At 69.0% G+C, this 23053-nt stretch carries 16 protein-coding genes and 1 pseudogene; 4 read left to right on the top strand and 13 right to left on the bottom strand.

Annotation, left to right across the window (positions count from 1 at the left end; translation table 11 throughout):
- Window positions 1-126: 126 nt before the first annotated feature.
- On the top strand, window positions 127-2658 hold the full coding sequence (locus ASD78_RS05100; protein WP_056098801.1) for a penicillin-binding protein 1A: 2532 nt from the start codon (window positions 127-129) through the stop codon (window positions 2656-2658).
- A 210-nt stretch (window positions 2659-2868) separates the two neighbouring features.
- Window positions 2869-3528 (top strand): hypothetical protein, encoded by a 660-nt coding sequence (locus ASD78_RS05095; RefSeq protein ID WP_056098799.1) that lies wholly within the window; start codon window positions 2869-2871, stop codon window positions 3526-3528.
- Between the two features lie 199 nt (window positions 3529-3727).
- Here ASD78_RS05095 and ASD78_RS05090 read toward each other — a convergent pair whose 3' ends face one another.
- The 8 genes from ASD78_RS05090 to ASD78_RS05055 all read right to left on the bottom strand — a co-directional run bounded on the left by ASD78_RS05090 (window position 3728) and on the right by ASD78_RS05055 (window position 14767).
- Window positions 3728-5062, bottom strand: a complete 1335-nt coding sequence (locus tag ASD78_RS05090; protein ID WP_082559719.1) for a citrate synthase — start codon at window positions 5060-5062, stop codon at window positions 3728-3730.
- 458 nt (window positions 5063-5520) lie between these two features.
- Window positions 5521-5763: a type B 50S ribosomal protein L31 gene (locus ASD78_RS05085; RefSeq protein ID WP_055903860.1), complete on the bottom strand. Its 243-nt coding sequence runs from the start codon at window positions 5761-5763 to the stop codon at window positions 5521-5523.
- A 70-nt stretch (window positions 5764-5833) separates the two neighbouring features.
- Window positions 5834-6769, bottom strand: coding sequence for a nucleoside hydrolase (locus ASD78_RS05080; protein ID WP_055903863.1), 936 nt, complete (start codon window positions 6767-6769; stop codon window positions 5834-5836).
- Window positions 6766-7362, bottom strand: a complete 597-nt coding sequence (locus ASD78_RS05075; protein ID WP_056098796.1) for a DUF4166 domain-containing protein — start codon at window positions 7360-7362, stop codon at window positions 6766-6768. The genes ASD78_RS05080 and ASD78_RS05075 overlap by 4 nt, the downstream gene beginning before the upstream one ends.
- Window positions 7363-7636: 274 nt before the next feature.
- On the bottom strand, window positions 7637-9754 hold the full coding sequence (recG, locus tag ASD78_RS05070; RefSeq protein WP_056098795.1) for an ATP-dependent DNA helicase RecG: 2118 nt from the start codon (window positions 9752-9754) through the stop codon (window positions 7637-7639).
- A gap of 100 nt (window positions 9755-9854) precedes the next feature.
- Window positions 9855-12290, bottom strand: coding sequence for a TonB-dependent receptor (locus ASD78_RS05065; protein ID WP_056098793.1), 2436 nt, complete (start codon window positions 12288-12290; stop codon window positions 9855-9857).
- A 95-nt stretch (window positions 12291-12385) separates the two neighbouring features.
- Window positions 12386-13534 carry an SO2930 family diheme c-type cytochrome gene (locus ASD78_RS05060; protein WP_056098791.1) on the bottom strand — a complete coding sequence of 383 codons (1149 nt, stop codon included), beginning with the start codon at window positions 13532-13534 and terminating at the stop codon, window positions 12386-12388.
- A 3-nt stretch (window positions 13535-13537) separates the two neighbouring features.
- Window positions 13538-14767 (bottom strand): parallel beta-helix domain-containing protein, encoded by a 1230-nt coding sequence (locus tag ASD78_RS05055; protein ID WP_056098789.1) that lies wholly within the window; start codon window positions 14765-14767, stop codon window positions 13538-13540.
- 181 nt (window positions 14768-14948) lie between these two features.
- Here ASD78_RS05055 and ASD78_RS05050 point away from each other — a divergent pair, with 181 nt between their 5' ends.
- Window positions 14949-16019: an AraC family transcriptional regulator gene (locus tag ASD78_RS05050; protein ID WP_056098786.1), complete on the top strand. Its 1071-nt coding sequence runs from the start codon at window positions 14949-14951 to the stop codon at window positions 16017-16019.
- Window positions 16020-16040: 21 nt separating this feature from the next.
- On the opposite strand, the gene ASD78_RS05045 is transcribed toward ASD78_RS05050, so the two are convergent.
- From ASD78_RS05045 to sucC, 5 genes and pseudogenes are all read right to left on the bottom strand, one after another.
- Window positions 16041-16424: a RidA family protein gene (locus ASD78_RS05045; RefSeq protein WP_055903883.1), complete on the bottom strand. Its 384-nt coding sequence runs from the start codon at window positions 16422-16424 to the stop codon at window positions 16041-16043.
- 68 nt (window positions 16425-16492) lie between these two features.
- Window positions 16493-18130, bottom strand: a complete 1638-nt coding sequence (locus ASD78_RS05040; RefSeq protein ID WP_055903885.1) for an NAD+ synthase — start codon at window positions 18128-18130, stop codon at window positions 16493-16495.
- Window positions 18131-18152: 22 nt separating this feature from the next.
- A pseudogene (locus ASD78_RS05035) lies at window positions 18153-18522 on the bottom strand (endonuclease domain-containing protein).
- A 532-nt stretch (window positions 18523-19054) separates the two neighbouring features.
- Window positions 19055-19930, bottom strand: a complete 876-nt coding sequence (sucD, locus tag ASD78_RS05030) for a succinate--CoA ligase subunit alpha (RefSeq protein ID WP_055903891.1) — start codon at window positions 19928-19930, stop codon at window positions 19055-19057.
- A 12-nt stretch (window positions 19931-19942) separates the two neighbouring features.
- Complete coding sequence (gene sucC, locus ASD78_RS05025) at window positions 19943-21109, bottom strand: ADP-forming succinate--CoA ligase subunit beta (RefSeq protein ID WP_055903894.1); 1167 nt, start codon at window positions 21107-21109, stop codon at window positions 19943-19945.
- A 273-nt stretch (window positions 21110-21382) separates the two neighbouring features.
- Between sucC and ASD78_RS05020 the strand changes: the two genes are divergently transcribed.
- Window positions 21383-22999 carry an ATP-binding protein gene (locus tag ASD78_RS05020; RefSeq protein ID WP_055903897.1) on the top strand — a complete coding sequence of 539 codons (1617 nt, stop codon included), beginning with the start codon at window positions 21383-21385 and terminating at the stop codon, window positions 22997-22999.
- Window positions 23000-23053 lie beyond the last annotated feature (54 nt).

The raw sequence follows: 23053 nt of genomic DNA, 5'->3' as shown, positions 1-23053 counted from the left end.
CCGAGAACGCCTTTTTTGCGTAACGGCCTTAGCGGAAACCACCGGCCGCCCGCCCCCTGGGGCGGTCCCTGTCCCGGCTCCTCTATACTCCACGCCCACTACAACCCGCAATCGGAACCCGCTTCGATGCCCCGTTTCCGCCGTCTTTTGCGCTGGGCGCTCTATGCGTTCGCCGGCCTGGCCCTGCTCGGGGTGATCGCCGCCGGCACCCTGTACTACCTGATCGCCCCCAAACTGCCGGACGTGGAAACCCTGCGCAACGTCGAGTTGCAGGAGCCGATGTACGTCTATGCCGCCGACGGCCGCCTGATGGCCCTGTTCGGCGAGACCCGGCGCTACCCGGTGGCGATCGAGGACGTGCCGACCCGGCTCAAGCAGGCCTTCATCGCGATCGAGGACGCCCGCTTCTACAAGCACCACGGCATCGACTACAAGGGCGTCGCGCGCGCGGTCTGGCTGCTGGCGACCACCGACGACAAGCGCGTCCCGGGCGGCTCGACCATCACCCAGCAGGTCGCGCGCCAGTTCTTCCTGAGCTCGGAATACAGCTACAAGCGCAAGCTCGGCGAAATGCTGCTGGCGATGCGGATGGAGCGCGAGCTGAGCAAGGAAGAGATCTTCGAGCTGTACTTGAACAAGAGCTTCTTCGGCAACCGCGCCTACGGCGTCGGCGCCGCCGCCGAGTTCTACTACGGCAAGAAGATGAACGAGCTTGCGCTCGACGAAATGGCTTCCTTAGCCGGCATTCCCAAGTTCCCGTCCAGCGGCAACCCGCTGAGCAATCCGGAGCGCGCCAAGGTCCGCCGCGACTACATCCTCGATCGCATGGCCGAACAGCGCTTCATCAGCGCCGCCGAGGCCGCCGCGGCCAAGGCCGTGCCGATGCACGCCACCCCGCACGAGCGCCCGGTCGAGGTCTACGCGCCGTACGTGGCCGAGATGGTCCGCCAGCAGATGATCGAGCGCTACGGCGCCGAGGCCCTGACCAAGGGCTACCACGTCACCACCACCATCGACCCGACCCTGCAGATGGCGGCCGACAAGGCCGTGCGCGACGGCCTCAAGGTCTACGACCGCCGCCACGGCTGGCACGGCGTCGAGCAGCACTTCGACCTGGCCGCCAACGAAGACGCCACGACCGCCAAGCAGCGCCTGCGCTCGATCCCGGCCCAGGCCGGCCTGCTGCCGGCGATTGTGCTCGGCAACGACGCCGGCGGCGGCGCCCGCCTGGCCCTGGCCGACGGCAGCGAAATCAGCCTCAACGCCAGCCAGGGCTGGGGCGGCCGCAGCCCGGGCAGCCTGGTCAAGCGCGGCGACCTGGTCCGGATCGAGCGGATCGAGCCGCCTGCGCCCAAGGCCGATCCGAAGAAGCCCGACGCCCCGCTCGCCGAGGCGCCGCCGATGGTCGGCGCGCCGCTGGGCTACCGTCTGGAGCAGCTGCCGCAGGCGCAGGCCGCGCTGGTCTCGCTGGAACCGTCCAACGGCGCCCTGCGCGCCCTGTCCGGCGGTTTCAGCTTCGCCGGCGCCAAGTTCAACCGCGCCACCCAGGCCCGGCGCCAGCCCGGCTCCAGCTTCAAGCCGTTCGTGTATGCGGCCTCGTTCGAGCGCGGCTACAACCCGGCCTCGATCGTGCTCGACGCGCCGGTGGTGTTCCGCGACCGCCGCGGCCACATCTGGCGCCCGCAGAACGACAGCGGCAATTTCGCCGGCCCGATGCGGGTGCGCGAGGCGATGGTGCAGTCGCGCAACCTGGTCTCGGTGCGCCTGCTCGACGCGATGGGCGTGGACTTCGCCCGCAAGTACATCAGCAACTTCGGCTTCGACATCGAGCAGCTGCCGCCGAACCTGTCGATGTCTCTGGGCACCGCCTCGCTGACCCCGCTGTCGGTCGCGCGCGGCTACGCCACCTTCGCCAACGGCGGTTTCCGCATCACGCCCTGGTTCATCGACGAGATCAAGGACCGCGCCGGCGCGGTGGTGTTCAAGGAAAAGCCGGCCACCGCCTGTCCCGAATGCGGCGGCCGCGGCCCGGGTACCACGGTGCGCTCCGGCGGCCTGGTCGACGGCTTCAACTTCGGCCCGGAAGGCGGCGCCAAGCCCGATCCCAAGGCCGGCGCCACCGCCTCCGAGCCGGCCAAACCCGCGACCAAGCCGCCTGCCGACCTGGTCGTCGCGCCGCGCGCGATCGACGACCGCATCGCCTACCAGATCGTGTCGATGCTGCGCGACGTGGTCCTGCGCGGCACCGGCACCGCGGCCAAGGTGCTCGGCCGCGAGGACGTCGGCGGCAAGACCGGCTCCACCAACGACCACCGCGATGCCTGGTTCTCCGGCTTCGGCGGCCCGCTGGTGACCACGGTCTGGGTCGGCCGCGACAACTACAAGTCGCTGGGCTACCGCGAATACGGCGGCAAGGCCGCGCTGCCGATCTGGATCGACTACATGCGGGTCGCGCTGAAGGACAAGCCGATCGCCGCCAACGAGCCGCCGCAGGGCATGGTCAAGGTCTCGGTCGGCGCCAACGGCGCACTGATCCCGGACGGCGGCGGCGGTATCGTCGAATGGGTCAAGGCCGAGGACCTAGACAAGATGCAGTCCTACGTCGACTACGGCCCGGCCGAAGCGGCGCCGACGGAAGATTCGTTCGACATTTTCTGAGCCGAGCCCTATTGAGCCGGAGCCCCTGCTGAGCCGGAGTTGCTTCCGGCCTCGAACCCCGCCGACGCCCGCCTCGCCGCGGGCGTCGGCCGTTCCGGCGCCGATGTGATGAGAAAAGCCGCATCGGCGTGTTAGCGTTGAAACCGCCGGCGCGGGCCGCCGGCCGCGGCGAGCCCCCTCGCCGTCGCCGTGCCAGCCGCGGAGGTCGTCATGCCACACCACGCCCGTCAGCACGCACAGCAGCATGCCGAGACCCGCACCCGCGAACGACGCCACCGCCTCGCCCACGAGGCCGCACGGCTGATGGCCGAAGGCGGCATCCGCGACTACCACCAAGCCAAGCTCAAGGCAGCCGAACGCCTGGGCATCTACGACGACGCCTCGCTACCGCGAAATCGCGAGATCGAGGATGCGCTGCGCGAGTACCAGCGCCTGTTCCAGCGCGACAACCTGGTCGGCCTGCGCCAGCGCCGCGAAGCCGCGTTGCGCGCGATGGAATTCTTCAGCGCCTTCGAGCCGCGCCTGGTCGGCCCGGTCCTGGACGGCACCGCCGATGCCCGCAGCCCGGTCGCCCTGCACCTGTACAGCGACGACCCCGACGCCGCATCGCGCTTCCTCGACCAGCACGGCATTCCCGCCGAGGCCCGCAGCCGCCACCTGCGCCTGGACCGCGAACGCAGCGACGACTTCCCTGTCTGGATATTCAGCGCCGAGGAGCTGAGCTTCGACCTGACCGTGCTGCCTCTGGACGTGCTGCGCCAGGCCCCTCTGTCGGGCGTCGACGAGAAGCCGATGAAGCGCGCCTCGGCGGCGCAGTTGCGGCAATTGCTGGCGGACGAGGAAATCGCCGGTTACGAAAGCGGCGGCTGATTGCGGGCGCGGCGATGAGCCGCGGCGCGGGCGGGAGATGTCCGCGCGAGCGATCGCGGCTTACGCCGCTCTCACAGTCGGCACAGTCCCGACGGCATCCGACGGCCGCGACTCAGCCGTAACCCCCGGCTCGATCCGGCCGCCGGAAACGAAAACGCCCCGCACTGGGCGGGGCGTTCGATGACGCGGTGACGACGGCTCAGCGCTTGTCGGTGGGCACGTAGTCGCGCACGCCGTGACCGGTGTAGATCTGGCGCGGGCGGCCGATCTTGTTCTCCGGATCGTTCTGCTGCTCCAGCCAATGCGACACCCAGCCCGCGGTGCGCGCGATCGCGAACATCACGGTGAACATCTCCACCGGAATGCCCAGCGCCTTGTAGATGATGCCCGAGTAGAAATCGACGTTCGGGTAGAGCTTGCGCTGGACGAAGTAGTCGTCCTGCAGCGCCGCCTCTTCCAGCTTCATCGCCACTTCCAGCAGCGGATCGTTGACGCCGAGCTCGCCGAGCACGTCGTGGGTCATCTTGCGCACCAATGCCGCACGCGGGTCGTAGTTCTTGTAGACGCGGTGGCCGAAGCCCATCAGGCGGAAGCCCGATTCCTTGTCCTTGGCCTTGTCGACCGCCGCCTTGACGTTCTCGGGACGGCCGATCTCGTTGAGCATCTTGAGCACGGCTTCGTTGGCGCCGCCGTGCGCCGGACCCCACAGCGCCGCGACGCCCGAGGCGACGCTGACGTAGGGGTTGGCGCCGGTCGAACCGACCAGACGCACGGTCGAGGTCGAGGCGTTCTGCTCGTGGTCGGCGTGCAGGATGAACAACAGGTCCATCGCCTTGGCCGCGACCGGGCTCAGCTCGAGCGGCTCGCTCGGCACTTCGAACAGCATGTGCAGGAAGCGCGTGGTGTAGTCGAGGTTGTTCTTCGGATAGCGCATCGGCCAGCCGATCGAATAACGATGGCAGGCCGCGGCGATCGTCGGCACCTTGGCGATCAGGCGGATCGCGGTCAGGCGGCGCTGCTCCGGATCGTCCAGGTCCAATTCGTTGTGATAGAAGCTCGCCATCGAGCCGAGCATGCCGACCAGCATCGCCATCGGATGGGCGTCGTGGCGGAAGCCGTACAGGAAGGTGCGGAAGGCCTCGTGCATCATCGTGTGATGCGTGACCTCGTGCTCGAATTTGTCGAACTCGCTGGCGGTCGGCAGTTCGCCGTTCATCAGCAGATAGGCGACTTCGAGGAAGCTCGACTTCTCGGCCAACTGTTCGATCGGATAGCCGCGGTACAGCAGCACGCCCTCGTCGCCGTCGATGTAGGTGATCGCCGACTTGCAGCTGGCGGTCGCGGTGAAGCCCGGGTCGTAGGTGAACAGACCGGTTTCCTTCGGCATCTTGGCGATGTCGATGCAGGAAGCGCCGAGCACCGGGTGCTGGACCGGAAGGGTCACGCTCTTGTCGCCGGCGGCCAGGGTCACCTGGTCGAAGCCGGGTTTATTCGGGACAGCTTTCTCAGCAGCGGATTTATCAGAAGCGGACACGAACAGCTCCTCATGTCTGCGCACCGCAGGGATGGCCGCGGGCGAGGTGGGGACAGGGAATCGCGGACATGCCGCGTCCACAAATTATCGCATACCGACGTGGAGCACCGGCTCGGACTTTGGTCGCGGGGACGGGCCGGGCTGTTCCGTTGACGGGGTCGATGCGGCGTCGGCGATGCGCTGCGCATACGGTGGATGGGCAGGACGAACGGAGCGCCGACCGGCACGGAACGCGGCCGCCGGGCGATCGGCCGCGCAAGCGCCGGCCGCGATCGCGAACGACCGTCAGGACGATTGATGGAGCGCACCGGGACCGACGCGAACGATCCGCCGCATCGGGATGCCCGCAAGCCGGCGGAAGCGAACGGCCGCTTCAGGCCGGTTCCTGTCGGCGGACCGCAAACGCAAAAACGGCCGCCTCGGAAGGCAGCCGTTCTGCGTGCAACTTTGCGCCGCGATTACTTCTGCGCGTAACGCTTGCGGAACTTGTCGACGCGACCGCTGGTGTCCATGATCTTGTGCTTGCCCGTGTAGAACGGGTGCGAAGCCGACGAGATATCGACCTTGATCAGCGGGTACTCAGTGCCGTCGACCTTGACCGTTTCCTTGCTCGACAGGGTCGAACGGGTCACGATCTGGAAATCGGTGGTGACGTCCTGGAAAACGACGTCGCGGTACTCGGGATGGATACCTGCCTTCATGGCACTCACAAATTGATGCGGGAAAGAGCGGCATTATAGCGGCCCCTTCCCGCCCGAGGCAAGTCCTGGGCTAAACGGCCGCCAGGGCAGCCCGGATCAGGCCCTGGAAGCGCTCCTGGTCGTAGCGCATCAGGATCGCGACCCGGGCCGGAGCCCCGCCCTCGCCGCGCCAGTCGACCACGGTCGCGCCGCGGCCGTGCTGCCCCTCCAGCTCGATCGCCAGGGCCCGGTCCAGGACCTCGACGGCGCCCTCGGGCTCCAGCGCGAAGGCCATCGCCAGGGCGTCGGCGGCATGCCAGTGGGCGCCGCGGCGGTCGGCCGACCACAGCCGGGTCTTCTCCGAGATGCGCTCGTAGAAGCGCGCGCGCGGGCTGTCGGCCCGCAGCCACTGGACCACGTCGTCGTGCAGGAAGCCGTGCGCGATCACCGCCTCCCAGTCCGCCAGTTCGATGCGCGGGAAGGCCTCGAACACGATGTGCGCGGCCTCCGGGTCGAAGTAGATGTTGAACTCGGCCGCCGGGGTGATGTTGCCGCGGCAGGTGACCGCCCCGCCCATGACCACGAAGCGCGCGACGCGCTCGGGCAGGGTCGGATCGAGCTTGAGCGCCAGCGCGATGTTGGTCAGCGGGCCCAGCGCGACCAGCAGGAGCTTGCCGGCATGCTCGTGCGACAGGCGCAGGATCGCCAGCGCGGCGTGCTCGGCCTCGACCTGGCGCCGGGCGGCCTCGTAGCCGACGTCGCCGAAGCCGTCCTGGCCGTGCACGTAGCCCGCGTCCGGCGAAGGATGCAGCAACGGCGCGGCGGCGCCGGCGAACACCGGCACGTCGACCCCGGACACTTCGCACAGCTTCAGCGCATTGGCGACGGTGTGCTTGAGGCCGACGTTGCCGGCGGCGATGGTCAGACCGACCAGCTCATGGCGCGGATCGTTGAACGCCATCAGCAGTGCGAGCGCGTCGTCCACGCCCGGGTCGGTATCGATAAGCAGGGGAATGCGGTCGGTCATGTAACCACTCTTTCGACAGTAACGGCCGGATCGGCCGGGATGGCGTGCAGCGCGCCTTCGTAGCGCAGCAGTTCGCCGAGGGGAAACAGGGAGAAGGCGACGGCAAAGCGATAGCGGTCGCCGTCCTCGATGCGTTTGTAGGCGTCGGTGCGCGGGAACAGGACGCGCGGCAGCGGCAGGCCGCGCAGCGCGACCGAGAGCAGGTGCCAGCGCCAGCCGCCGCCGTCGAGGTCCACGCCCAGGCGCAGGCGCGCCGGGCCGGTGCTTTCCAGCCAATGCCCGTCGGGGTAACGGCCGACGGGATGGAAGATCGAGACCAGTTCGCTGCCGTCGTCGAAGCGGCGCCGCCAGTGCATGGCTTCGCCGTCGTGGACGATGCGGACCTGAAACCCGCGCCGCGGACGATCCAGGGGAATGCCCAGGCGTCGCGCCAGGCGCTTGCCGAGGCGCCCGGCCAGGCCGGTACCGGTGGAGATCGCGACTTCGCCGCTCAGAGTGCCGCCGCTGCGGTGCAGCGCTTGCAGCAGAGGGTGCAGCCGCTCGAAAGCCGGGCCGAACCATTGCGTAGCCGCGTTGTGAGGGGCTCCCGGCATCCGGGGGGTGCGCTCCTGGCGGCGGGACACTATAGCCAGAGTTTCGGCGGTTTGTGTGGCGGGGGCTGCGAAAGTCAGGGCCCGGGCGTTTGCGGCGCGCGGCGGATTCCGGATCGACGCCAGACCGGGCCTCCCCCTAACCGCTACTCCAGGGAGAGGGCTTCAGACCCTCAAGCCTGCGATCCTGCCTGCTCCCGCTTGCGGGGGAAGGTGTCCGCAGGGCGAATGAGGACCCGGAACGAGCCCGCAACCACGCGCTCGCGTCCCCTCCCGATCAAGCCGACGCGTACCGCACCGCCCCGCCGACCCAGCGGGCGACGATGCGCTCGGCCAGTTCGGGCGATTGCGCGAGCAGTTTTTCGCCGACCTCCTGCACCAGCGGCAGCAGGTCGGCGTCGCGCGCGAGATCGGCGACGCGGAAGCCGGCCAGGCCGGTCTGGCGCGTGCCCAGCAGTTCGCCGGGACCGCGTAGTTCCAGGTCCTTTTCGGCGATCAAGAAACCGTCGTGAGTCTGGCGCATGGTCTCCAGGCGCTGCCGCGCCAGGCCCGACAAGGGCGAGCGGTACAGCAGCACGCAGCTCGACGCCGCGCGGCCGCGGCCGACCCGGCCACGCAGCTGGTGCAGTTGCGCCAGGCCCAGGCGCTCGGCGTTCTCGATGATCATCAGCGAGGCGTTGGGCACGTCGACGCCGACTTCGATCACGGTGGTCGCGACCAGCAGATCGACCGCGCCGTCCTTGAATGCGCGCATCGTCGCCTGTTTCTCGCTGGCCTTCATGCGGCCGTGGACCAGGCCGATGCGCAGTTCGGTGAGTTGCCGGGACAGCTCCTCATACGTGGTCTGCGCGGCCTGGGCCACGACCTCGTCGGAGTCGTCGATCAAGGTGCAGACCCAATACGCCTGGCGACCCTCGGCGCAGGCGCTGCGGATACGCTGCACCAACTCGGGCCGGCGCTCGTCGCTGAGCGCCACGGTCTGCACCGGCGTGCGGCCGGGCGGCAGCTCGTCGATCGCCGAGACGTCGAGGTCGGCGTAGGCCGCCATCGCCAGGGTGCGCGGAATCGGCGTCGCGGTCATCACCAGTTGGTGCGGCACGATCGCGTCGGCGCCGACGCTGCCGCCGGCGCCCTTGTCGCGCAGCGCCAGGCGCTGGTGCACGCCGAAGCGGTGCTGCTCGTCGACGATCGCCAGGGCCAGATCGCGGAAAGCCACGCCCTCCTGCATCAAGGCATGGGTGCCGACCACGACCTGGGCCTGTCCGTTGGCGACTTCCTCCAGCACCTTGGCGCGGGCACGGCCGGTGACCTTGCCGGCCAGCCAGGCCACGCGCACGTCCAGCGGTTCCAGCCAGGCGCGCAGATTGTTGAGGTGCTGCTCGGCCAGCAGTTCGGTAGGCGCCATCAGCGCGGCCTGGCGACCGGCATGCACGGCGATCATCGCCGCCATCGCCGCGACCACGGTCTTGCCGCTGCCGACGTCGCCCTGGACCAGGCGCAGCATCGGCGAAGGCTTGGCGAGGTCGGCACGGATCTGCGCGAACACGCGCTGCTGGGCGCCGGTCAGGGCGAACGGCAACGCCTTGCGCAGGCGCTCGGCCAGGGCCATCCCCTTCAGCGCGCGCGCCTTGTGCGCCTGCTGGGCGATGCGCTGGCGGCGCAGGCTCAGGTGATGCGCGAGCAATTCCTCCAGCGCGAGCCGACGCTGCGCCGGGTGGGTGCCGGCGATCAATGCGGCGACGTCGGCGTCCTGCGGCGGCCGGTGTACGGTCAGCAGGGCCTCGCGCAGGGTCGGCAGCTGCAGGCGCTCGCGCAGCTCGTGCGGCAGCAGCTCCAGCGCGTCCTCGTCGGGCAGGCGGTCCAGGGCCAGGCCGATCAGCCGGCGCAGCGAGACCGGGCCGATGCCTTCGACGGCGGGATAGACCGGATCGAGCTGGTCGCCGAGCGCGCTGCCGTCGTTATCGTCGAGCACGCGATAGCTGGGATGCACGATCTCCAGCCCGATCTGCCCGGGCTTGGGCGTGCCGTAGCAGCGCACGCGTGCGCCGACCCGGAACTGCGCGACCTGGGCGGCGCGGAAATGGAAGAAACGCAGCACCAGGGTGCCGCGGCTGTCGTCGCCGATCGCCACGCGCAGCACCGGCCGATAACGGAAGCCGCGCTCGACCGCTTCGACGCGGCCTTCGACCTGCGCCGCCACGCCCGGCTGCAACAGCTGGATCGGGGTGATCGAGGTGCGGTCTTCGTACTGGCGCGGCAGCTGCAGCCACAGGTCCTGCAGGGTGGTCAGGCCCCGCGCGGCGAGTTTCTCGGCCACGCGCGGGCCGACCCCGGGCAGGCTGGAGAGCGGCAGCAATTGGAGATCGACGGATGCCCCGCCCTTGCGCTTCGGCATCGGCTAAGCATGCCGGTAACGCGCGCAAACCAAAACCCCGGCGCCTCGCGGCGTCGGGGTCCGGTGTCGTCGCCCGGCGCGCGGCCGGGCTGCGGCGCCCTCAGAACTTCGCGTTGAACTCCACACCGTAGGTGCGCGGTTCGCTCACGCGCGCGCCGACGGTGCCGAGCACGCCCATGCCGTAGGTGCCCAGCGCGTTGATGTACTGATTGTCGAACACGTTGTTGCCGTATAGCGCCAGGCCCCAATGGCCGCTGTTGGCGGTCCAGGCCAGACGCAGGTCGGTGCGGTTGCGCGCCTCGCCCAGGTCCAGCGCCGGGCTGATGCCGCAGCTGCCCTGCGACTGCGATTCGGCGGTGCAGCGGTTCTTGCCGCGGTAGGCATGACGCAGCGAGAAGCGCAGATCGCCGGCGTCCTGGAAGTACCACTGGTAGGTCAAGCCGCCGGCGAAGGACCAATGCGGCACGCCGGTGGGCTTGCCGCCCAGGTCCACGCCCTCGGGGGTGACGTAGTTCTTGTAGGTCGAATCGATGTACGAGGCGTTGAAGTCCAGGCCCAGCGCGTCGGTGGCCTGCCAGCGCGCGTCGAAGTCCAGGCCGTAGGCCTCCAGGTCGGAGGTGTCGACCACGAAACGCGGGATGCTGGTGGTGGTGTCCAGACGCACCGCCTGGCGGTTGTCGTAGACGTAGTAGTAGGCCGAGGCGTTGAACTGCAGGCGCTGGTCGGGGAAGGCCTGCTTGATGCCGGCCTCCAGGTTCCAGACGTCCTCGTTGTCGAAGCGGCTGCCGATCTGCAGCGAGTTGAAGCCGCCGGCCTTGTAGCCCTTGGCCAAGGAAGCGAAGGCCATGGTGTCGTCGCTGAAGTGGTAGTCGACCACGAAGCGCGGGCTCAAGTCGGTCCAGGCACGCTTGGTGCGGTTGGTCAGGCCCTTGTTGAGCAGCGCCGGCGGGTCGATGAAGGCGACATCGAAGACGAAGGCCTCGCGCGGAATGCCGGCCAGACTGAAGAAACCCATCGCCTCCAGCTGGTCCAGCGCGGCGTCCAGGGTCGGCGCGTAGCGCGGATCGTTGCGCCAGCTGAACTCCTTCTCGTCGCGGGTGTAGCGCAGGCCGAAGGTCAGGTTGAGCTTGTCGGTGGCGTGCCAGATCACGTCGCCGAACACCGCATAGGACTTGGTGTCGAGGGTGTTGTTGAACTTCTCGTTCCAGCGATGGCCGAGCAGGCGGACCGGAATGCCGAAGGCTTCGAGCTGCTGATCGACGTAGCCGAACAAGTAACCGGTCGGCGTCGGCGCCATGCCCAGATTGTGGACGATGGTGTCGACCGAGTCGGTCATCGCGTTGACTTCGCTGGTCTGGCGCGCCTCTTCCTCGAAGTAGCTCGCTCCGGCGACCCAGTCGATGCGGTCGGTGCTGCCGGCGAACTTGAACTCCTGGTACAGGCTGCGGTTGCTCTCGGTATTGGTCGAGTCGACGTAGAGGTACTTGCGGTCGGTGCCGTCCTCTTCGACCCGGTTGACCGAGTCGTAGTCGCGCCAGGAAGTGGTCGCGGTCAGCGAACCCCAGTCGAAGCCGTGGTCGAGGATGAAGGTGATGCCGTCGAAACGGCGCGACTCTTCGTTACCTTCGACATCGACCGCGGTCGGGATCTTGCGCGGATCGAGGTAGCCGGCCTCGTCCACCGGCAGCGTCGGCAGGCCCGGTGCGGGCGGCAGCGGCACGATGCCGGTGGTGGCCTGGCCGAGCTGGTCGAGGTTCTCGTGGTCCCAGCTGATCAGGGCGCTGGTGCGCTCGCCCAGGCCGAGCTTGAACGCGGCGCGCGTGGCCCAGTTGTTCTCCGGGTTCAGGTCGCGGCCGGTGTTGGCGTCCTGGATCCAGCCGTCGCTGTGGTTGAACAGCGCGTTGACGCGCAGCGCCGAGTCCTCGCCGGTGGGCAGGTTGACCATGGCGTCGGTGTAGATCTTGCCTTCGTTGCCCAGGCGCAGGCGCGCCCGCGCCTCGGTTTCGCTGCCGGGTTTACGGGTCACGATCGATACCGCGCCGGCGGCGGTGTTGCGGCCGAACAAGGTGCCCTGCGGGCCCTTCAGCACTTCGATGCGCTCGACGTCGGTGAACGGCAGCAGCACGCCGCCGCCGCGACCGGCATAGACGCCGTCGACGTAGATGCCGACCGCCGGATCGGTGCCGATGCCGAAGTCGTCGGTGCTGATGCCGCGCAACTGGAAGCTGGGCTGGGTCGGCTGCTGACTGTTGACCACCAGTCCCGGCACGAAGCTGTCGATATCGCCCAGGTCCTCGGCGGCGACATCGTCGATCAGCTGCTCGGTCACGACCTGCAGCGCGATCGGCACGTCCTGCAGTTCCTGCTCGCGGCTCTGCGCGGTGACGGTGATGGTGTCGAGGTCCTTGGCCTCGGCGCGCGGCTGCGGCTCGGGCGCGGTCTGCGCGCGCGCCGGCGCGGGCGCGCCGAAGGTGAGGACGGCGCCGCCGCAGAGTGCGGCGATCGCGGTGACCAGCTTGTGTTTACGCAAGAGCATCGGGATCTTCCTTCACGCTCGTTTTCGACATGGGCGACGCGTTCCCCCGAACACGCCCGTCGCCCTCCCCACGCAGCGCACGCCCTCGCCGGGCGCTAGCCGCAATCTCCCTGCTGCGCCGCGATCCATTCCCGGATCAGCGTCACGCCTTCGCGATGCACCACACTGCGGCCGACCTCCGGCATCATCGCCGACGGGTCGTCGCTGCCCATGCGGTAGACCAGGATCGACCCATCCGGATCGCCCGGCACGATGTCGTGGCGGCGGTCGCCGGTGCCCTTGCCCGCCGCGATCGGCAGCTTGCAGCGGCCCAGGCGCAGCGGTTCGTCGGTCGCCGCGTCCAGCCACAGGCCCGAGGTGTTGCCCGGTCCTTTGGGGCTGTGGCAATGGCCGCAATTGATGTCGAGGTAGGCGCGCGCCCGCGCGTCCAGGCTGGCGCGGGCGCTGTCGCGCCAGTCGGCCGCGTGCGGCGCGGCGTCCGGCGCCGGCGCATCGCGCAGATAGCCCAATTGCTGCCAATGTGCGAGCTGGTTGGCGGGGCCGCCGGCGTAGCCGAAGTCGCGATTGAGATGGCGCGCCTTCAGCCCGATCGGCTGCAGCGCCTTGCTCTTGATGTCGGTGCCGTGGCAGCCGCCGCACTGGTTCTGATCCGGCACCTGGTAGGTCGCGCTTTCGCGGCTGCCGTCGGCGGCCTGCAGGCTCAGCGCCACCAGTTCGCCGCCGCGCATCAGCCTGGCTTCGGTCTGCTCGGCGTTCCAGACGTAAGGCAGCGCAATCCAGCCTTCCTGGCGGCGCACCAGCAGCCGGGTTTCGATCAGCCGCACCTTCGCCAGATCCAGCGCGCCGTCATGGAACTCGCCATCGGCGCTGCCGCTGCGCGCGACCACGTCGCTATCGGCGGCCTCGCCGGGCACGCGCGGGTAGTAGAAGGTCTTGCTGACCACGGTGCCGACCGGGAAATCGAAGGCGCCGTCGGCGACGTAGCGCGCCGCATCGCCCTTGGGCATCCAGACCGTGCGCAGCTTGTGCGCGTAGTCGCTGAACAGCGGCGTGTTGAGTTCGTAGGGCACCACGCCGTCGTTGAGACGCAAATGGTGGTCGGCCACGCGCAGCACGCCCCAGTCGCTGAGCAGGGCCGGCTGGCCCTGGGCGTGGAAGCGCACCGGCGCCGGTGCGCGATCGCAGGCGGCCAGCCACGACAACAGCAGCAACAACAAGCAGGTGCGCGATCGCGATCCCGTCATCGCTTAGCCGCGCTTGAGATCGATGGCCGGCAGCTTCGGCAGGGTGCAGCCGTAGCCCGCCATGTCCTTGCTCGGATTCTTGTAGCCGCCGGGACCGTCGGCATTGAGCACGCCGGACACGTCGCGCAGGCACAAGTGCGGATCGCCCGGCTTGGCCGGCCTGGGGTTGCGGTAACCGTCCCAGAGCACGTCGGGCAGGCTTCCGCTGAGGCCGTAGCTGGCGACCTTGAGGGCCTTGAGATCGAAGCCGTCGGGGGCGTCGCCGCCGCCGGAAAGGCGGTTGCCGTAGACCGAGATGCGCTCCGGATACGGGTCGAAATCCTTGGCCGCCTGCTCGTCCTTGTAACCGGTGGAGTAGACGCTGGAGATGATGATGTTGGCGGTGGCGTTGTCGCTGATGTCGTTGTCGAAGATCTCGACGTCGTCGTTGGAGTTGACGACCATGCCGCTGCCCGCCGGCACGCTCGACACAGGCGTGCCCTTTGCGCCGAAGTTGGCGGTGTTGTTCTTGTACACCTTGTTCTTGAACACCCGGATCGCCCCGCCCTGCTGCGACAGCGCCGGCATGTTGAACACCAGGATGCCGCCAGTGTTGTTGGTGGCGACGTTGTCGTAGACGTCGGCGTTGATCGTGTTCTCGATCTCGATGCCGGCGACGTTGAACTCGGCGCGGCTGTTGCGCACGATCACGTCGCGCGACTGGCCGACGTAGATGCCGGCGTCGGAAGCGCCGATCGCGACCGAATTCTCGATCAGCACGTTGCGGGTCTTGACCGGGTACAGGCCGTAGGCGCCGTTCTTGGTGCTGGGGCCGCCGGTCCATTCCACGCGCACGTTGCGGATGGTGATGTGCTCGCCTTCGTTGACCTTGAGGCCGTCGCCCTTGCTGTCCTCGATGGCGATGTTCTCGATGGTGAAGTTGCTGGCGTTGACCAGCAGGCCTTCGGCGCCGGCCTTCTGGCCCTTGAAGCTCAACACCGACTTGTCCGGCCCCGCACCGCGCAGGGTCACCCCGTCCACGCGCAGGCTGAGGCTGCGGTCGAAGCTGTAGCGGCCGGCCGGCACTTCGATCACGTCGCCGGGTTTGGCGTCGAGCAGGCGGGTGCGCAGGGTGTCGGCAAAGGCCGGATCGCCGGCCGCGACCTGTGCGCTGGGCACGTGCGCCGGTCCGGCGTCGCGGCCGCAGGCGGCCAGGACGATCACGATCGACAATGCCAGGATCAGTCTGCTCATCGAGTTTTGCGCTCCCCGTGTGGTCGTGGCCGGCGCGCTCGCGCGCCGCTGCGTTCGGGCTGCGCCGCATCCCCCATGCCGGCGCCGCCGCTCCATCCACGAGTCTCGGCCGCGGTCGCGAGCACGCGTGAGGGCAGTTGCGGCACACTAAGGGGGGATTAACGGCCAAGTTGCGAGAACGATGCCGCATCGGATCCAGGAGACGCCGCGCGCCGACATCGCCCTGATGTCGCCGAATCTGCTGTGGGGACTGTTCCGCAGCGCGGAGGAGCTCGGCGTGTCCAGCGCCGACTGGCTGCAGGGCACCGGCCTCAGCCGCGCCCAGATCGACGACCCCGGCGTGCGCCTGCCCGACCGCCAGACCGCGATCGTGGTCGAACGCGCGCTGCGGGTGCTGCCGCCGTCGATCGGCCTGGACCTGGGGGCGCAGCAGAACGTCGGCAACTTCGGCCTGCTCGGCCTGGCGATGACCACCGCCGCCAACTTCGGCGAGGCGATCGCGCTGGGCCTGCGCTTCACGCCCGTGGTCGGCAGCCTGATGCGCTTCGTCGAAAGCGCGGCCGCACCGGGCGAGATCGCCCTGGCCGGCGAGATGATCGTGGCGATCCCGGCGATCCATCGCTTCGTCTGCGAGGAGTTCTTCGCCAGCTGCCTGGCCTTGGCGCGCGGACTGGTCGGCACGGAGCTGCGGCCTCTGCGCCTGGAGTTCAACTATCCGGCGCCCGACTACGCCGAGCGCTACGCCCAGGTGTTCGAATGCCCGGTCGCGTTCGACCAGCCGCAGGACCGCTTGGTGCTGGACGAGCGCTGGCTGGCGCATCCGCTGAGCACCCACAACCCGATCGCGGCACGCCAGGTGCTGGAGCTGCTGCGCGCACAGATGCCGGCGACCCAGTCCCCCGGCGAAACCACCGCCGCGGTCGAGCGCCTGCTGCGCGCGCAACTGGCGAGCGACCCCAAGCTGGCCGACATCGCCGCGCAGTTGCACGTCAGCGAGCGCACCCTGCGCCGCCAGCTCAGCGCCGAGGGCACGCGTTACAACGCGCTGCACGACCGGCTACGGATCGATCAGGCCTATGCGCTGTTGCGCGACCGCGAACGGCCGATCGCCGGCGTCGCCGCGGCGATCGGCTACAAGGACCCGCGCGAATTCCGTCGCGCGTTCAAGCGCCTGACCGGCAGCACGCCGCGCGAGGCGCGCGAGCGGCTGCTGGACGAAGCGATGCCGCGCAAAGCGCTGCCGCCCGCCTGAGCGCGGCGCGGCGGCGGTCGTTCAGTCGAGCACCATGATCGCGTCGACCTCGAAGCCGACGCCGCGCGGCAGCGCCGAGACCTGCACGGTCGAACGCGCGGGGTACGGCGCGTTGAAGTACTCGCCCATCACCGCATTGACCTGGCCGAAGTGCCCCAGGTCGGTGAGGAACAGGCCCAGGCGGACGACGTTCTCGAGCGAACCGCCGGCGGCTTCGCAGACGGCCTTGAGGTTGCTGAAGGCGCGGTGCGCCTGCGCCTCGATGTCGCCTTCGATGACCAGGCCGGTGGCAGGGTCCAGCGGAATCTGGCCGGAGAGATAGACGGTGTCGCCGACGCGCACGGCCTGCGAGTACGGGCCGATCGCGGCGGGAGCCTTGTCGGTGTGGACGATCTGTCGGGACATGGGCGGAATCCTGTAGGGAGAGCCAGGGGGGAAAGCAGGAATGCTAAGGCGTTTGCGCCGACCGCGTCTCAGCCGCGGTAGCCGCTGCTGATCGGATAACGGCGCTCGCGGCCGAAGGCGCGGTGCGAGACCTTGGGCCCGGGCGCGGCCTGGTGCCGCTTCCACTCGCTGATCCGCACCAGACGCAGCACCCGGTCGACGGTGTCGGCGGCGAAACCCGCGGCGACGATCTCGTCGCGCGACTGCTCCTGGTCGACGTGGCGCAGCAGGATCGCGTCGAGCACGTCGTAGGGCGGCAGCGAGTCCTGATCCTTCTGGTTGTCGCGCAATTCGGCCGAGGGCGGACGGTCGATCACGCCCGGCGGAATCAGCGGCTCGCCGGCGACCGCGTTGCGCCAGCGCGCCAGGTCGTAGATCTCGGTCTTGTACAGATCCTTGATCGGCGCGTATCCGCCGCACATGTCGCCGTAGATGGTGGCGTAGCCGACCGCGTACTCGCTCTTGTTGCCGGTGGTCAGCAGCAGCCCGCCGAACTTGTTGCTCAGCGCCATCAGCAGCGCGCCGCGGGTGCGCGACTGCAGGTTTTCCTCGGTCACATCGACCGGTTTGCCGGCGAATACCTCGGCCAGGGCATCCAGATAGCCCTGGAACGGCTTCTCGATCGGCAGCGCGATCAGGCGTACGCCCTGCGCCCGGCACTGCTCGGCGGCGAGATCGTTGGACAGGCCGGCGGTGTAGCGCGAAGGCATGCGCACCGCGGTGACCTTGTCGGCGCCCAGCGCATCGACCGCGATCGCCAGCACCAGCGAGGAGTCGATGCCGCCGGACAGGCCCAGCCAGACCGAGTCGAAGCCGTTCTTGCGGCAGTAGTCGCGGGTGCCGCGCACCACCGCGCGCCAGGCCAGGGAATCGCGGCCGTCGTCGCCCTCTTCCGGCCAGGCCACCGGCGCGAACGCGCGCGTGGCGGCGTCGTAGTCGGCGACCAGCCAATGGTCCTCGAACGCGCGCGCGGCGTTGTGCACGCGCCCGCCGCCGTCGGCGAGCACCGAGGCGCCGTCGAACACCAGCGCGTCCTGGCCGCCGACCACGTTGAGATAGGCCAGCGCGCAACCGCTTTCGCGCACGCGCTGGGCGATCAGGGCATCGCGCTGGGCGTGCTTGTCGCGCTCGAACGGCGAAGCGTTGGGCACCAGCACCAGTTCGGCGCCGGCCGCGGCGGTCGCGGCCAGCGGCTCGGGGAACCACAGGTCCTCGCAGATCACCAGCCCGACCGGCACGCCCTTGACCTCGAATACGCAGCTTTCGCCGTCGGGGTCGACATCGAAGTACCGGCGCTCGTCGAACACCGCGTAGTTGGGCAACTCGCGCTTGCGGTAGGTGGCGTGGACGCGTCCGTCGCGCAGCACGCTGGCGGCGTTGTAGACCACCGCACCGGCCGCCTGCGGCCAGCCGATCACGGCGGTGATGCCGTTGGTGGTGGCGGCGATGCGCAACAAGGCGGCCTCGCAGTCGGCCAGGAAGCTCGGGCGCAGCAGCAGGTCTTCGGGCGGATAGCCGCTGATCGCCAGTTCCGGGAACAGCACCACGTCGGCGCGATGCTCGTCGCGCGCCTGCGCGATCATCTGCGCGATGCGTTCGGCGTTGCGCTCGACGGCGCCGACCGGAAAGTCGAATTGGGCCAGGGCGATGCGGAGAATCTGGGACATGGGGGCTCGGTCGGCAGGAAGGTCAGCGCGGGCTCACGGCGGCGCGGCTCAAAGCGGCGTGGCTCAAAGCGGCGTGGATCTGCTCCAGCACCGCATCGGTCCGCGCCAGGACGTCATTGTTCCAGAATCTGAGGACACGGTAGCCGCAGGCGGCGAGGAAGCGGGTCCGCCCCGGGTCGGCGCCGGAATCCGTGCTGGCCGCCATCGACTTCGACGACCATGCTGCGTTCGATGCAGGCGAAATCGGCGACGTAGGGGCCGACCGGGTGCTGGCGGCGGAACTTGCAGCCCATCAGCGCCCGGTTGCGCAGATGGAACCACAGGCGATGCTCGGCGTCGGTCATGCTCCGGCGCAGGCGGCGTGCGCGGTCGCGCTTCTGGGCTGGGCGCATCTTTGCTCTCTTTGGGGTGGGTTGGGGTTACAGCTTCTTGGTTTGGGGGCTGGGGTTGTATCGGAAAGGGCCGCCCTCACCCCAACCCCTCTCCCGCGAACGGGAGAGGGGCTAAGCCGCAGCGGTGGGTAGGAATTTGGGAAGGCGACGCGCATGTACAGCAGACGATGCGCTAGAAGCCAACCCTCACCCCAACCCCTCTCCCGCGAGCGGGAGAGGGGCTAAGCTGCAGCGATAGGTGGGGGCTTCGGGAAGCCGGCGCGCATGTACGGCAGACGATGCGCTAGAAGCCGACCCTCACCCCAACCCCTCTCCCGCGAGCGGGAGAGGGGCTAAGCCGCAGCGGTGGGTGGGATTTCGGGAAGGCGGCGCGCGCGCGCGGCAGACGATGCGCTAAAACCAAGCCCAGCGCCCTGAGCCCCTCTCCCGCTCGCGGGAGAGGGGTTGGGGTGAGGGCCGCCCGCCGACACACCCCCAGAAAGCGAAAAGGCCGCCCGAAGGCGGCCTTTCCACAACAGCGTAGCGTCCCGGCTTACTTCGCCAGACGCTTCGCGATCGCCGCACCCAGGTCGCCCGGCGACTTGACCGTGGTGATGCCGGCCTTTTCCATCGCCGCGAACTTGCCCGCGGCCGTGCCCTGGCCACCGGACGCGATCGCGCCGGCGTGGCCCATGCGCTTGCCGGCCGGAGCCGAGGCGCCGGCGATGAAGCCGACCACCGGCTTGGTCACGTGCTTGGCGATGTACTCGGACGCTTCTTCCTCGGCCGAACCGCCGATTTCGCCGACCATGATGATGCCCTCGGTCTGCGGATCTTCCTGGAACAGCTTCAGCGCGTCGATGAAGTTGGTGCCGTTGATCGGGTCGCCGCCGATGCCGATGCAGGTCGACTGGCCGAGGCCGGCGTCGGTGGTCTGCTTGACGGCTTCGTACGTGAGCGTGCCCGAACGCGAGACGATGCCGATCTTGCCCGGCAGGTGGATGTGGCCCGGCATGATGCCGATCTTGCACTCGCCCGGCGTGATCACGCCCGGGCAGTTCGGACCGATCAGGACCGCGTCCGGGTAGCCGGCAAGGGTGTTCTTGACCCGCAGCATGTCCAGCACCGGGATGCCTTCGGTGATGCAGACGATGACCTTGATGCCGGCCTCGGCCGCTTCCAGGATCGCGTCGGCCGCGAACGGCGGCGGCACGTAGATCACCGACGCGTCGGCGCCGGTTTCGGCGACCGCGTCGCGCACGGTGTTGAAGACCGGCAGGCCCAGGTGCTGGGTGCCGCCCTTGCCCGGGGTCACGCCACCGACGACCTTGGTGCCGTAATCGAGCATCTGCTCGGCGTGGAAGCTGCCCTGGGTACCGGTGAAGCCCTGGACGATGACCTTGGTGTTCTTGTTGATCAAAACGGACATGTCATTGGCCCCTTACTTGCCGGCGACGGCGGCAACCGCCTTCTTCGCGCCGTCGTTGATGTCGTCCGCCGGGGTAATGGCCAGACCCGAATTCTTCAGCAGTTCCTTGCCGGCTTCGACGTTGGTGCCTTCCAGGCGCACGATCACCGGCACCTTGACGTCGACTTCCTTGACCGCGGCGATGATGCCGTCGGCGATCATGTCGCAGCGGACGATGCCGCCGAAGATGTTGACGAAGATCGCCTTGACCTTGTCCGAGCTGAGGATCAGCTTGAACGCCTCGGTCACGCGTTCCTTGGTGGCGCCGCCGCCGACGTCGAGGAAGTTGGCCGGCGAACCGCCGTTGAGCGCGATCACGTCCATGGTCGCCATCGCCAGACCGGCGCCGTTGACCATGCAGCCGATGTTGCCGTCCATGGTGACGTAGTTGAGGTCGTGCTGGCTGGCCAGCACCTCGGTCTCGTCTTCCTGGCGGATGTCGCGCATCGCGGCCAGGTCCTTGTGACGGAACGTGGCGTTGTCGTCGCTGTTGATCTTGCCGTCGAGCACGGCGAGGTCGCCGTTGGTGAGGATGGCCAGCGGGTTCAGTTCGACCAGCGCCAGGTCCTTCTCGTTGAACAGCTTGTACAGGCCCAGCATGATCTTGGTCAGCTGGCCGACCTGCTTGGCGTTCAGGCCCAGGTCGAAGCCCAGATCGCGGCACTGGTAGGGCTGCAGGCCCTGGATGTAGTTCACGTGCAGGGTCTTGATCAGGTCCGGCGTCTCGGCCGCGACCTTCTCGATCTCGACGCCGCCTTCGGCGGAGGCGATGAAGGTGATCGACTTGGTGGAGCGGTCGACCAACACCGACAGGTACAGCTCCTTGGCGATGTCGGTGCCTTCGGAGATCAGCACCGTGTCGATCGGCAGGGCGACGCCGGCGGACTGGTAGGTCTCCATCTTGGTGCCGAGCATGGCGGTGGCGTACTGCTTCACTTCGTCATAGCTCTTGGCCAGCTTGACGCCGCCGGCCTTGCCGCGGCCGCCGGCGTGGATCTGGGCCTTGACCACCCAAAGGTCGCCGGGGATGGCCTTCGCGGCCGCAACGGCCTCATCCGGCGTGCGCGCGACGCGCCCGGCCGGCACTGCAATGCCGTAGTCGGCAAACAGCTGCTTTGCCTGATATTCGTGAAAATTCATGCGTCACCGAGGGGAGTGAAAGACGTCCCGCGCGAACAGCGGACCGTTGGACGGGCCAGCGCGAGGGGGCCGCATTGTCGCCCATCGCGGCTGGGCGAGCAAAACCGGCTCCGGCCGCGGCCCGCCCGGCCAGACCCGGCAAAGCCCGCCGCGCCGACCCCGGAGCGCTCCCGGCGCGACCCGCGGCTGGCCGGCGCGAGGCCCCGGCGCGTGGGCGATCCGTGCACTTTCGCGCATACTCGGTGCCATCCAGGTCCGAACAGGGACAGCCGCTTGCCGTCAGGTCTCGCCCCCGTCGCCGCCACCGATGCCGACCACGCGCTGCGCCGCGAGCTGTACTTCTTCACCCTGTACCGGCTGCTGGAAGCCGCCCTGCTGGCGCTGCTGGTGTTCGGACCGGCCCAGGTCCTGATCCGCGCCCCGACCCTGCCCCTGCTGGCCCGCGGCGTGGTCCTGGGCTACATGCTGGCGGCGATGCTGCTGTTCGTGTCCGGCCGCCGCGGCGACCTCCACACCCAGGCCCTGATCGGCATCATCGTCGACCTGGCGGCCGGCATCCTGGCCCTGCACGCCCTGCCCGCGGCCGGCACCGGCATCGCCCTGATGCTGGTGTTCAACGTCGGCGCGGCGGCGCTGCTGCTGCGCATGCGCTACGGGCTGGGCATGGCCGCGGTCGCGGTGGCCCTGATCCTGGGCGAATACGCGCTCAGCGAGTACGCCGGCGGCAGCGAACGCGTGGTCGGCGAGCCAGCGATGTTCGCCCTGGGCTTCATGGCCATCGCCACCCTGACCAGCCTGCTCGGACGCGAGATGCGCGCCAGCTCGGACCTGGCCGAACGCCGCGGCGCCGAAGCCGCCAATTACGCCGAAATCAACGAGCTGATCATCCGCCGCATGCGCACCGGCGTGCTGCTGGTGGACGGCGAAGGCCGCCTGCGCCTGGCCAACGAGGCCGCGATGCTGCTGCTGGGCGACCCCGGCGAGCACTCCGAGCACAGTCACCGCAACCTGGCGATCGCGTCCCCGGAGCTGGCGCGCCGGCTCGGCCGCTGGCGCGCCGACGCCATCCCCGACGAGACCCCGCTGCAGATGGCGGCCGACCAGCCCGAGGTGGTACCGCGCTTCACCCGCCTGCTCGCCGGCAGCGACCAGACCCTGATCTTCCTCGACGACACCTCGCTGGTCTCGCGCCGCGCCGAATCGATCACCCTGGCCGCGCTGGGCCGGTTCTCGGCCAGCCTGGCCCACGAAATCCGCAACCCGCTGGCGGCGATCAGCTATGCCGTGCAACTGCTGGAGGAGTCGCGCGACATCGCGGTGGCCGACCGCCGCCTGCTCGAGATCGTGCGCCAGCAGGGCACGCGCATGAACGGCATCGTCGAGAACGTGCTCGGCATGGCCCGGCGCGAACCGGCCAAGCCCGAGCATGTGGAACTGGTCGGTTTCAACCGCCAGTTCGTCGACGAATACAACAGCAGCCACCCGATCGAACTCGACAGCCTGCGCGCGACCTCGACCCAGCCGCGGATCGCGGCCCTGGTCGACCCGCGCCAGCTGCACCAGGCCCTGACCGTGCTGGTGCACAACGCCCTGACCTACGGCCGCATGCCCGGCGAACCGGCGCGGGTGACCGTGCATGCGTACCTGGACGCGAACGCGGTGCCGGTGATCGACGTGCTCGACCGCGGCCCCGGCATCCCCGAATCGGTGGCCGCGCGGCTGTTCCGGCCGTTCTTCACCACCTCCAGCCATGGCACCGGATTGGGGCTGTATATCGCCCGGGAACTGTGCCGGGCGAACCAGGCCTCGCTCGACTACGTACCCATGCCCGGCGGCGGCGGCTGCTTCCGGATCCACCTCTCAGGCACCAATGCCATGCTCCCGGCGTGATCTGGAGCACGCTTCCGGCTTGGCCGTGACGCACCCTTAAGCTATCGTGTCGGG

This window comes from Lysobacter sp. Root667, assembly GCF_001427715.1.
Classification (GTDB): domain Bacteria; phylum Pseudomonadota; class Gammaproteobacteria; order Xanthomonadales; family Xanthomonadaceae; genus Lysobacter.
This window is presented reverse-complemented; position numbering and strand designations above follow the sequence as displayed.